An 11,679-nucleotide genomic window follows, 5' to 3' on the forward strand; every position below is an offset into this window, starting at 1 on the left:
CGGTCCATGCAGCGCGACTAGAATCGACCGTCTGACCACGGCGGGGAGGTGAGATGGCGACGCACGACGAGACGACCCCGGACGCGACGACCGAGGCCGCGACCGCGACGGTCAAGCGCGGGTCGGACTTCGGCGGCGTCCGGTCCCGCCTCGCGCGCCTCGGGACGCGTACCTCGACGGCCTCGCCGGCCCTGGACCCGCTGCTGCTGGCCGTGCGCGCCAACGACCCGCGCGCCGACCTGTCGGTCCTCGAGCGTGCCTACGAGGTGGCGGAGCGGGCGCACCGGGGCCAGCTGCGGAAGTCCGGCGACCCGTACATCACCCATCCGGTGGCCGTGGCGACGATCCTCGCGGACCTCGGCATGACGCCCCCGACGCTCGCGGCCGCCCTCCTGCACGACACGGTGGAGGACACCGAGTACTCGCTCACCGACCTGCGGCGGGACTTCGGTGACGAGGTGGCGATGCTCGTCGACGGCGTCACGAAGCTCGACAAGGTCACGTACGGCGCGTCGGCGGAGGCAGAGACGGTCCGCAAGATGGTCGTGGCCATGTCCCGCGACATCCGCGTGCTGGTCATCAAGCTGGCGGACCGCCTCCACAACGCCCGGACATGGAAGTTCGTCCCCGTGGCGTCTGCGGAGCGCAAGGCCCGCGAGACCCTCGAGATCTACGCACCGCTGGCCCACCGTCTCGGCATGAACACGATCAAGTGGGAGCTCGAGGACCTCAGCTTCGCGACCCTGTACCCCAAGGTGTACGAGGAGATCGTGCACCTCGTCGCCGAGCGTGCGCCTGCCCGCGACGAGTACCTGTCGGTGGTGCGCGACCAGGTGACCGCCGACCTGCGGGGCGCGAAGATCAAGGCGACCGTCACGGGCCGGCCCAAGCACTACTACTCGATCTACCAGAAGATGATCGTGCGCGGTCGCGACTTCGCCGACATCTACGACCTCGTGGGCGTCCGCGTCCTGGTCGACTCGGTCCGGGACTGCTACGGCGCGCTCGGGGCGCTGCACGCGCGGTGGAACCCGGTGCCGGGCCGGTTCAAGGACTACATCGCGATGCCGAAGTTCAACATGTACCAGTCGCTGCACACGACGGTCATCGGGCCGGGCGGCAAGCCCGTCGAGATCCAGATCCGCACGCACGACATGCACCGCCGTGCCGAGTACGGCGTCGCCGCGCACTGGAAGTACAAGGAGCACCCCAAGCAGCAGGCCGCCGCGGCCGTCGACGGCGCCGCGGACATGGCCTGGCTGCGCCAGCTCGTCGACTGGCAGCGGGAGACGGCCGACCCCGCGGAGTTCCTCGAGTCGCTCCGGTTCGAGATCGGTGGGGCCGAGGTCTTCGTCTTCACCCCGAAGGGCGAGGCGATCGCCCTCCCGGCCGGGTCGACGCCGGTCGACTTCGCCTACGCGGTGCACACCGAGGTGGGTCACCGCACCATGGGCGCGCGCGTCAACGGCCGGCTCGTCCCGCTGGACAGCGCGCTCGACAACGGCGACGTCGTCGAGGTCCTCACGTCCAAGTCGGAGACCGCGGGTCCCAGCCGGGACTGGATGACCTTCGTCAAGAGCCCCCGCGCCCGCAACAAGATCCGCCAGTGGTTCTCCAAGGAGCGCCGCGAGGAGGCGATCGAGCACGGCAAGGACGCCATCGCCAAGGCGCTGCGCAAGCAGAACCTGCCGATCCAGCGCCTGCTCACGCACGACGCGCTCGTCGTCCTCGCGAACGAGATGCGCTACGCCGACGTCTCGGCGCTCTACGCCGCCGTCGGCGAGGGGCAGGTGTCCGCCGCGACCGTCGTGCAGCGGCTCGTGCACTCGATGGGCGGGGAGCAGGGCAACGAGGAGGACGCCGCCGAGGTCGCCCGGCCGGGCGCGAAGACGTCGCGGCGGCTGCGGGCGGGTGACGCGGGCGTCGTCGTCAAGGGCGTCAGCGACGTCTGGGCCAAGCTCGCGAAGTGCTGCACGCCGGTCCCCGGCGACGAGATCATCGGGTTCGTCACGCGCGGCTTCGGTGTGTCCGTCCACCGCAGCGACTGCGACAACGTGCGCGCGCTGCGCGACCAGCCCGAGCGCATCGTCGACGTGGAGTGGGACGTCGGCGCGAGCTCGCTCTTCCTCGTGCAGATCCAGGTGGAGGCGCTGGACCGCAGCCGTCTGCTGTCCGACGTGACGCGGGTCCTGTCGGACCACCACGTCAACATCCTCTCGGCGAGCGTCTCCACGTCGCGGGACCGCGTGGCGCTGTCCCGTTTCGTGTTCGAGATGGCCGAGCCGGCGCACCTCAGCTCGGTCCTGTCCGCTGTCCGCAAGGTCGACGGCGTCTTCGACGTCTACCGGATCACGGGGACCAAGGCCGCCGAGGCCCCCAGCTTCCACTGAGCCGGGGGCCGCGCCGCGTCAGCCGCGGGCCTCCTGGGCGGCGCGCTCGATCTGCTCCAGCCAGGCGCGGCGCGCGTCGAGCGCCGCCTGCGCCTCGGCGACCTTCCGCGCGTCGCCCGTGCCCTTGGCGGTCTCGAGGTCCGCCTCCAGGCCCGCGATGGCGGCGTAGAGCTGCGCGGCGGCGCCCTCGGCGCGTGCCCGGGTCTCCGGGTTCGTGCGGCGCCACTGGGCCTGGTCGGCGTCGCGGACGGCCTGCTCGACCGCCCGGAGCCGCCCCTCGACGCGCTGGACGTCGTTGCGGGGGACCTTGCCGGCGCGCTCCCACCGGTCCTGGAGGTCACGGAGCGCGGCCTTCGCCGCACCGAGGTCCGTCACCGGAACGAGCCGCTCGGCCTCCTCGAGGAGACGCAGCTTCACCTCGAGGTTGGCGGCGTACTCCTCGTCCGTCTGGCGCTGGCTGGCGTCGCGGGCCGCGAAGAAGACGTCCTGCGCGCCGCGGAAGCGCGCCCACAGGGCGTCGTCGTCCTTCCGGCTGGCGCGCCCCGCGGACTTCCACTTCGTCATGAGGTCGCGGTACGCGGCCGAGGTGGCGCCCCAGTCCGTGCTGGAGGAGAGGCGCTCGGCCTCGGCGACGAGCGCCTCCTTCTCGGCCTTGGCGCCGGCGTTGCGCTTCTCCAGCTCGGAGAACCACCGGCGCCGCTCGCGGTCGAACGCCGAGCGTGCGTGGCTGAACCGCTTCCACAGCGCGTCCTCGGTGCCCCGGTCCAGTCGCGGCCCGTGACGCTGCGCGTCCTTCCAGCGGTCCAGGAGCGTGCGCAGCTGCTCACCGGCCGGACGCCACTGCATGCGGTCGGGGTCGGTCGCGGCGATCTTCTCCGCGGCCTCGACGATCGCGGTGCGCTCGGCGACCGCCGTCTCCCGTGCGGCCGCGCGCTCGGCCTCGGCGGCGGCGCGACGCTCCGCAGCCACGGACCGCAGCGCGTCCAGCCGCGCACGCAGGGCGGCGAGGTCGCCGACCGCCGCGGGCTCCGCCAGCTCCTCACCGAGGTGGGTGAGCGTCGTGTCGATCTCCTTGACGGCCAGGTCGGTCGCCGCGAGGCGAGCCTCGAAGAGCACGACCTTCGCGTGGAGGTCGGCGTACCGGCGGACGTAGAAGGCGAGCGCCTCGGTCGGGTCGGCGTCGGGGTACTGCCCCACGACGCGCTCACCGGTCTCCTCACGCACCCACACGGTGCCGTCGTCGTCGACCCGGCCCCAGCGGGCCGCCTCGGCCGTCTCGGCCGGGGTCAGTGCCGGGGGCAGGGGCGCGGCCGGGGCGGAGACCGCGGGCGCGACGGCAGCAGGGGTGGGAGCCGCCGGCCGCGGGAGCGGGCGGGGGACCGGACGGGGTCCGGGCGGGGACGCGGGCTCCGCGGGCTCCTCGGCGGTGGGCGCGGGCGTGGCCTCTGCCTCCTCGTCCGAGGTGGCCGCGGGGGCGGCCTCGGGCTGCTCCGTCGGCTCGGGAGCCGTGGGCGCGGCGGCCTCGGGCTGCTCCGTCGACTCGTCAGTGGTGGGCGCGGGGGCGGTCTCCGGCTGCTCCGCCGGCTCCTCCGCGGTGGCCGCCTCCGGCTGCTCCGTCGGCTCATCGGACACGACCGTTGCGTCCTCGGTCGCATCGCTCTCGGAGGCAGGCTCTCCGGCGGGCTCGTCGACGCTGCCGGCGGCCACGTGCGGGTCGGTCTCCTCAGGGGCCGGCGCCTCCTCGGCAGGCACGTCGGTCTCGAGGGCACGCTCGTCGGCAGGCTCCTCGGCCGTCGGCACAGCGGCGGGCGTCTCCGCGGTGTCCGGGACCGCGGTGTCCTGGACCGAGGTGGGCTCGGTCGCGGCGGCGGGCTCCTCGTCGGTCGCCGCAGGCTGCGACACCGGCGACTCGTCGTCCACGGGGGCGTCGACCTCGCCGGACTCGTCGTCCACGGACGCCGCGTCGGCACCCGGCTGGGCGGGCTCCTCGGGGGTCGTCGGGCTCAGCGGCGCGGTCTGCTCCTGCGCGGGTGCGGCGTCGACCGGCTCGGCCGTGTGCTCGTCGTGGCTCACTGGGTCTGCACTCCTTCGATGGCGGTGCCGCAGGGCACCTGACGGCCCGCGGGAGCAACGGCGACCGGGACGTCCGGAGCCACTGCCCACGCGAGGGTCACGATCGCGGTCGGCCGGTTGCCGGACGCGATACGACGACGGCGACGACGCTCCTGGGGGGATCGGTGGGTGCCCGGCCGCTGCCGGCCGCGTCCGTGGTCGCACACGCGCGCACGCGGGCGGCCGACCGTGGTCGAGGTCACCGTTCCCCTTCCGGCTCGACGTTCACCACCCGGACGCTCCAGCGCGCACCGGGACCGGCCCAGTCTAGGCAAGCGGTCCCGAGGACGGCGTCCGCGCTGGTCCGGACGAAGTCACGGTCTGGTCTCGGTCCCCGGACTACCCTCCGAGACGTGATCGTGCGCACCGTGGTCTCGCCGTTCCTCGGCACGAACTGCTACGTCGTCTCCGCCGACGACGGCTCGACCGTGGTCGTCGACCCCGGGGCGGGCGTCGTCGGCGACCTGCTCGCACTCGTCCACGACCACGCGCTGGCGCCCGTGGCCCTCCTGGCCACGCACGGGCACGTCGACCACACGTGGTCGGCGGGGGCGCTGGCGAGCGCGTGGGGCGTGCCGCTCGTGCTCCACGAGGACGACGCCTACCGGCTCGGCGACCCCTTCGGGACGCTGGGCCCGCTGGGGTCGCAGCTCGCGCCTCTCGCCGGCACCCTGGGCGACCCGTATCGAGAGCCCGGCGACGTGCGGACGTTCCGCGAGGACGGCGGCGTCCCGCTCACCGAGGCCGTGGGGCTGCGCTCCCTGCACAGCCCGGGGCACACCGAGGGCTCCACCGTCTACCTGCTCGGCGACGCGGACGGCCCGGAGGACGCACGGGACGGCGCGGCCTTCACGGGGGACGTCCTCTTCGCCGGCACCGTGGGCCGCACGGATCTCCCGGGCGGTGACGCGGAGGCGATGCGGGTCTCGCTCGCGCGGCTCGCCGGCCTGGCGCCGCGGACGCAGGTGCTGCCCGGCCACGGGGAGACGTCGACGATCGGTACCGAGCGCAGGTCCAACCCGTACCTGCGCGGCTGACGCGCCCCCGCCGGCGGAGGCGCGCGGTCCGCTGCGCACATCCGGCCTGGCGCCTTGACCGGGTGTCGAACGCATGTTCGACTGACGTGATGAGATGGGACGGGCAGCGCATCGGGGGTGCGAGCGGCGACGACGCCACCCGGGCGGCCGCCGACGACGCGCTGCCGGGCCTGGCGCTGTCGGGGCTCGTCCGCAGCGTCCGCACCCCGGAGTTCCAGGGCGTGACCTTCCACGAGGTCGCAGCGCGGTCGGCGCTGAACCGGGTCCCCGAGGCGTCGCGCGTCCCCTTCCGGTGGACCGTGAACCCCATGCGCGGGTGCCTGCACGCGTGCACGTACTGCTTCGCGCGGCCCACGCACGAGTACCTCGACCTCGGGGCCGGGCGGGACTTCGAGACGCAGATCGTCGTCAAGACGAACGTCGTGGAGGTGCTCCGGGCGGAGGTCGCGCGCCGCGGGTGGCGCCGGGAGCACGTCGCCCTGGGCACCAACACGGACCCGTACCAGCGCGCGGAGGGTCGGTACCGGCTCATGCCGGGGATCATCGGCGCGCTGGCCGGCTCGGGGACGCCCCTGTCGGTCCTGACGAAGGGCCCCCTCCTGCGCCGCGACCTCCCGCTGCTCGTGGAGGCCTCCGCGACCGTGCCGGTCAGCGTCGCGGTCTCCCTGGCGGTCGGTGACACGGCCCTGCAGCAGTCCCTGGAGCCGGGCACACCGGACCCGCGGGCCCGCCTCGAGCTGGTGCGGGCGATCACGGACGCGGGGCTGCCGTGCACCGTGCTCGTCGCGCCCGTGCTGCCATGGCTCACCGACGGCGTCGAGCACCTGGACGACCTGCTGCGTCGCCTCGCCGACGCGGGCGCGGCGGACGTCACCGTCATGCCGCTGCACCTGCGAGGCGCCGTCAAGCCGCTGTTCCTGCAGTGGCTCGCGCGCGAGCGCCCGAGGCTCGTCGCGCCCTACCGGCGCCTGTACGGCAGCGGTGCGTACGTGCCCGCCGAGTACACCCGCTGGCTGTCGGACCGGGTCCAGCCCCTGCGTCGCCGGCACGGGTTCACGTCCCGCGCACCGTGGCGCCCGACGCACGACGCCCCCGAGCCGGCCCTGGTCGGCGCCCAGCCGACCTTGTTCTGATCCGGCCTACAGTTCCGCCATGGGCGACGAGCGCGAGGCGGACGTCGTAGTCGTCGGCAGCGGTTTCGGGGGGAGCGTCGCAGCGCTGCGGCTGTCCGAGAAGGGCTACCGCGTCGTCGTGCTCGAGGCCGGCAGGCGGTTCGCCGACGAGGACTTCGCCCGCACGTCCTGGGACCTGCGGCGGTTCCTGTGGGCGCCGCGCCTCGGCTGCTACGGCATCCAACGGATCCACCGCGTCTCGGACTCGCTCGTCCTCGCCGGCGCCGGGGTCGGCGGCGGGTCGCTCGTCTACGGCAACACGCTGTACCGGCCGCTCCCGGAGTTCTTCGCCGACCCGCAGTGGTCGAGGATCACCGACTGGGCCGCCGAGCTCGCGCCCTGGTACGACCAGGCGTCACGGATGCTCGGGGTGACCGACAACCCGACGACGACGGCCGCCGACGTGCTCTTCCGCCGCGTCGCCGAGCGCATGGGCGTGGCGGGGACGTTCCGGACCACGCCGGTCGGGGTGCACCTGGGCATCCCGGGCGTCACGGTGCCGGACCCCTACTTCGGCGGTGCGGGGCCGGCGCGTCCGGGGTGCACGGAGTGCGGCGCGTGCATGACCGGGTGCCGCGTGGGCGCTAAGAACACGCTGCCGAAGAACTACCTGCACCTCGCCGAGCGTGCGGGCGCACGTGTCGTGCCGATGACGACGGTCGAGCGGTTCCGCCCGGACGACGGCGGCTGGCGGGTCGACGTCCGCGCCACGGCAGGGCGGCAGCGGGCGGTCTGGCGGGCGCGACACGTCGTGCTGGCCGCCGGGACGTACAACACGCAGCTGCTGCTGCACCGCGCACGACGGCGGGGCGACCTGTCCGGTCTGTCGCCGCGGCTCGGCCACCTCACCCGGACCAACTCCGAGGCCCTGGTCGGCGGCACGGCGCCGTCGGTCGACCCCGGTCGGGCGCTGCACCGGGGAATGGCGATCACGTCGTCCTTCTTCCCCGAGCCGCACACGCACGTCGAGCCCGTCCGGTACGCCGCGGGGAGCAACGCGATGGCGCTGCTCCAGACGGTGCTGACCACGGGCGGCCCGCGCTCCACGCGGTGGCTGAAGATCCTCGGCGGCTACGCCCGGGAGCTCGCCCGCAACCCCCTACGGGCCGTGCGGACGCTCACCCCCTACCGGTGGAGCGAGCGCACGGCGATCGCCCTGGTGATGCAGTCGCTGGACAACTCGCTCGTCGTGCGGCTGCGGCGCGGACCGCTGGGCACGCGCCTCGTGAGCAGGCAGGGCCCGGGGGAGCCGAACCCGACGTGGATCCCGTCGGCGCACCGCACGGCCACGCTGCTGGCAGAGGAGCTCGGCGGTATCGCGGGCGGGTCGTGGGGCGACGTGGCGAACATGCCGCTGACCGCCCACTTCCTCGGCGGCTGCCCCATCGGGGCCTCCGCGGCCGAGGGCGTCGTCGATCCCTACCAGCGCGTGCACGGCCACCCGACGCTGCACGTCGTGGACGGCGCTGCCGTCACCGCCAACCTCGGGGTCAACCCGTCGCTCACCATCACCGCCCAGGCGGAGAGGGCGTTCGGGATGTGGCCCAACGTGGGGGAGGACGACCCGCGCCCCGCGGACCAGACCGTCTACCGGCGCGTCGCCCCGGTCCCACCGGTGCAGCCCGTCGTGCCCGACCACGCGCCGGGTGCGCTGTGGACGGCGGCGGTCAGTCGGCCAGCCGTGGCGGGAAGCCGCCCGTCGCCACCGGCCCCCACGCGTCGATCGTCACGCGGATGAGGGACTTGCCCTGCTCGACCATGGCACGCCGGTACTCGTCCCAGTCGGGGTGCTCCCCGGCGATGCACCGGTAGTACTCCACGAGCGGCTCGACCGAGTCCGGCAGGTCCAGCACCTCCGCCGTGCCGTCCACCTGGACCCACGGGTCCCACTCGTCCGAGACGACGCAGAGGCTCACCGCGGGGTCCCGACGGGCGTTCGTGGCCTTCGCGCGGTCCGGGTAGGTGGAGATCACGATGCGCCCCGCCTCGTCGACGCCGCACGTGACGGGAGACATCTGCGGTGCGCCGGACCGCCGTCGGGTGAGCAGGACGGCGTGGTGACGCGGCCGCAGGAACTCCAGGAGCTCCTCCCGGCTGACACGGTCGGCGGTGGCGATCTTCCGGGCCATGGGGCCTCCTCCTCGGGCGGGTGCTGGTCCATCCTGCCCGCTCCAGGGCGGTGACTAGACTCGTCCGGGCGTCCCGACGGCGACGCCGTGGCGCGTCGGGCGCCCCGCTCACCGTCCGCCGACCAGCACCCCGCTCGACCCATCCGGAAGGACCCTCGTGCTCCGCACCCACACCGCCGGCTCGCTGCGAGCCGACCACATCGGCCAGACCGTCACCCTCACGGGGTGGGTGGACCGGCGGCGCGACCACGGCGGCGTGGCCTTCATCGACCTGCGCGACGCGTCGGGCATCGCCCAGGTCGTCGTCCGGGACGAGACCGTCGCCCACGGGCTCCGCAACGAGTACGTCCTGCAGGTCACCGGGACCGTCGGCGCCCGCCCCGAGGGCAACGAGAACCCCAACCTGGCGACGGGACAGGTCGAGGTGACCGCGAGCGACGTCGTCGTCCTCAACGAGGCCGCGGCCCTGCCGTTCCAGGTGTCCTCGGCGCTCGACGAGCACATCGGCGAGGAGGCGCGCCTGCAGCGCCGCTACCTCGACCTGCGCCGCCCGCGGCCGGCCGCGGCCCTGCGCCTGCGCGCCCGGGTGAACGCGGCGGCACGGCGCGTGCTGGACGGCCAGGACTTCGTGGAGGTGGAGACGCCGACGCTGACGCGCTCGACACCCGAGGGCGCCCGGGACTTCGTCGTGCCCGCGCGGCTGTCCCCGGGCTCCTGGTACGCGCTGCCGCAGTCCCCGCAGCTGTTCAAGCAGCTCCTCATGGTGGCCGGGATGGAGCGGTACTACCAGATCGCCCGCTGCTACCGGGACGAGGACTTCCGCGCCGACCGGCAGCCGGAGTTCACCCAGCTCGACGTCGAGATGAGCTTCGTCGAGCAGGACGACGTCATCGCCGTCGCCGAGCAGGTGCTGGTCGCGCTGTGGGACCTCATCGGCTACACGGTCCCGACGCCCCTCCCGCGGATGACCTACGCCGAGGCGATGGCCCGGTACGGCACCGACAAGCCGGACCTGCGCTTCGGGCTCGAGCTCGTCGAGCTGACGGAGTACTTCCGCGACACGCCCTTCCGGGTGTTCCAGGCGCCCTACGTTGGCGCGGTCGTGCAGCCCGGCGGTGCCGCCACCCCGCGCCGCGGGTTCGACGCCTGGCAGGAGTGGGCGAAGCAGCGCGGAGCCAAGGGGCTCGCGTACGTGACGGTCGCTGACGACGGCGAGCTCGGCGGCCCGGTCGCGAAGAACCTGTCCGACGACGAGCGGGCCGGGCTGGCCGCGGCCGTCGGCGCAGAGCCCGGCGACGCCGTGTTCTTCGCCGCCGGCAAGGCGTCGGAGGCACGGGCGCTCCTCGGGGCGGCCCGCCTGGAGATCGGCCGTCGCGCGGACCTCATCGACGAGGACGCGTGGTCGTTCCTGTGGGTGGTCGACGCGCCGTTGTTCAAGTCCGCCGACGAGGACGACGACGTCGCCCTGGGTACCGGTTCCTGGAACGCGGTGCACCACGCGTTCACCTCGCCGACGCCGGAGTGGATCGACCGCTTCGAGGAGGACCCGGGCAACGCGCTCGCCTACGCGTACGACATCGTCTGCAACGGCAACGAGATCGGCGGCGGGTCCATCCGTATCCACCGTCGCGACGTGCAGGAGCGCGTGTTCGCGGTCATGGGGATCGGTCAGGAGGAGGCGCAGGAGAAGTTCGGCTTCCTGCTCGACGCCTTCCAGTTCGGCGCGCCCCCGCACGGCGGCATCGCGTTCGGCTGGGACCGCATCGTGGCGCTGCTGACCCGGTCGGAGTCCATCCGCGAGGTCATCGCGTTCCCCAAGTCCGGTGGTGGCTACGACCCGCTCACCGGTGCGCCGGCGCCGATCACGCCGGAGCAGCGCAAGGAGGCGGGCGTCGACGCCACGCCGGAGCCGCGGGGCGGCAGCGAGCCCGTGCCCGCCGCCGAGGCGGTCGCGGGGGCCTGACCGACGCGCCGCCGCGACGCGGGCGCGTGACGGTGGCACGGTGTGCCGGTGACTCCTGAGGTGCTCGGGCCGGTGTGGGCCTCGGACCGGATGCTGCTGGGGGACCGGGCACGCTGGGCGGGTGCGACGGTCTCACGCACGGGGGACGAGCGGAGCCTGCTCGTCGCCGCCGAGCGGGGTGATCGGCTCGTCCTGTTCGGCCGCGGTGAACCCGGCGGCGTCGTCGAGCTGCTGCGCGACCGCGTGGCCGCGCTGCGGTCGTCGGCGGGCCTCGGTGTCGCCGGCATGCGGGGCGCCGCAGGCACGCCCGGCCTTGCCGGGTGGATGAGCGTGCCGCGGGGCGCCGTCGTCCCGGAGGACGTCCTGCGGCCGCTGCACCTGGAGCCGTTCTCGACGTGGGACTGGCTCCTCGCGGAGGCCCCACCCGGCACGGTTGCCGGTGAGGACGTCGTCGTCCCGCTCGACCCGATCGCGGAGGCGTCGGCGATCGCGGACTGCCTCGCCGAGGCGAACCCCGGCACGACGGCGGACCCGACCGGCCCGCACGAGGCGGCGTGGGTCGGCGTGCGCGACGAGGACGGCGGCCTGCTGGGCGTCTTCGGCGCCCAGACCCGCGGAGGAGCGGAGGAGGGCGGGTTCTCGTGGCACCTGCACGGGCTCGGCGTGCGCCCGGCCCTGCGCGGGCGTGGTCTGGGCGCGGCGCTCACCGCGGCGCTGAGCCGCGCCGGCTTCGCCGCAGGAGCGCAGTGGGTGTCCCTGGGCATGTACGCGGACAACGAGGTCGCGCGGCGGATCTACCACCGTCTGGGGTTCGCGACGCTGGCCGAGTTCTCGTCGTTCGGGCCGGCGGGGAGCACGCGCCCGCCGACGTGAGGG

8 protein-coding genes are annotated in these 11,679 nt (G+C 74.3%); 6 read left to right on the forward strand and 2 right to left on the reverse strand.

Going from position 1 to position 11,679, the window contains the following annotated elements; translation table 11 throughout:
* Positions 1-53 precede the first annotated feature (53 nt).
* Positions 54-2,390: a bifunctional (p)ppGpp synthetase/guanosine-3',5'-bis(diphosphate) 3'-pyrophosphohydrolase gene (locus LG379_RS10380; RefSeq protein WP_304522434.1), complete on the forward strand. Its 2,337-nt coding sequence runs from the start codon at positions 54-56 to the stop codon at positions 2,388-2,390.
* A gap of 18 nt (positions 2,391-2,408) precedes the next feature.
* On the opposite strand, the gene LG379_RS10385 is transcribed toward LG379_RS10380, so the two are convergent.
* The gene (locus tag LG379_RS10385; protein ID WP_225754464.1) at positions 2,409-4,463 is read right to left on the reverse strand and encodes a DUF349 domain-containing protein; all 2,055 of its coding nucleotides are present in this window, start codon (positions 4,461-4,463) and stop codon (positions 2,409-2,411) included.
* A gap of 392 nt (positions 4,464-4,855) precedes the next feature.
* Here LG379_RS10385 and LG379_RS10390 point away from each other — a divergent pair, with 392 nt between their 5' ends.
* The 3 genes from LG379_RS10390 (at position 4,856) to LG379_RS10400 (ending at position 8,449) form a co-directional block, all read left to right on the forward strand.
* Positions 4,856-5,539 carry an MBL fold metallo-hydrolase gene (locus LG379_RS10390; protein WP_225754465.1) on the forward strand — a complete coding sequence of 228 codons (684 nt, stop codon included), beginning with the start codon at positions 4,856-4,858 and terminating at the stop codon, positions 5,537-5,539.
* An 89-nt stretch (positions 5,540-5,628) separates the two neighbouring features.
* On the forward strand, positions 5,629-6,672 hold the full coding sequence (locus tag LG379_RS10395) for an Rv2578c family radical SAM protein (protein WP_225754466.1): 1,044 nt from the start codon (positions 5,629-5,631) through the stop codon (positions 6,670-6,672).
* Between the two features lie 19 nt (positions 6,673-6,691).
* The gene (locus LG379_RS10400) at positions 6,692-8,449 is read left to right on the forward strand and encodes an FAD-dependent oxidoreductase (RefSeq protein ID WP_225754467.1); all 1,758 of its coding nucleotides are present in this window, start codon (positions 6,692-6,694) and stop codon (positions 8,447-8,449) included.
* On the opposite strand, the gene LG379_RS10405 is transcribed toward LG379_RS10400, so the two are convergent.
* Positions 8,379-8,840, reverse strand: a complete 462-nt coding sequence (locus LG379_RS10405) for a PPOX class F420-dependent oxidoreductase (protein WP_225754468.1) — start codon at positions 8,838-8,840, stop codon at positions 8,379-8,381. The two genes, LG379_RS10400 and LG379_RS10405, sit on opposite strands and share 71 nt — an antisense overlap.
* A 157-nt stretch (positions 8,841-8,997) precedes the next feature.
* Between LG379_RS10405 and aspS the strand changes: the two genes are divergently transcribed.
* On the forward strand, positions 8,998-10,803 hold the full coding sequence (gene aspS, locus LG379_RS10410; protein ID WP_225754469.1) for an aspartate--tRNA ligase: 1,806 nt from the start codon (positions 8,998-9,000) through the stop codon (positions 10,801-10,803).
* Between the two features lie 48 nt (positions 10,804-10,851).
* On the forward strand, positions 10,852-11,676 hold the full coding sequence (locus LG379_RS10415; protein WP_225754470.1) for a GNAT family N-acetyltransferase: 825 nt from the start codon (positions 10,852-10,854) through the stop codon (positions 11,674-11,676).
* Positions 11,677-11,679: the final 3 nt, after the last annotated feature.

Origin of the sequence: Actinotalea sp. Marseille-Q4924 (assembly GCF_916618755.1) — a bacterium.
In the GTDB taxonomy this organism is placed as follows: Bacteria; Actinomycetota; Actinomycetes; order Actinomycetales; family Cellulomonadaceae; genus Actinotalea.

Coding starts and splice junctions, on each gene's coding strand:
- LG379_RS10380 (WP_304522434.1), top strand. CDS start 54: ATGGCGACGCACGACGAGACGACCCCGGACGCGACGACCGAGGCCGCG.
- LG379_RS10395 (WP_225754466.1), top strand. CDS start 5,629: ATGAGATGGGACGGGCAGCGCATCGGGGGTGCGAGCGGCGACGACGCC.
- LG379_RS10400 (WP_225754467.1), top strand. CDS start 6,692: ATGGGCGACGAGCGCGAGGCGGACGTCGTAGTCGTCGGCAGCGGTTTC.
- LG379_RS10405 (WP_225754468.1), bottom strand. CDS start 8,840: ATGGCCCGGAAGATCGCCACCGCCGACCGTGTCAGCCGGGAGGAGCTC.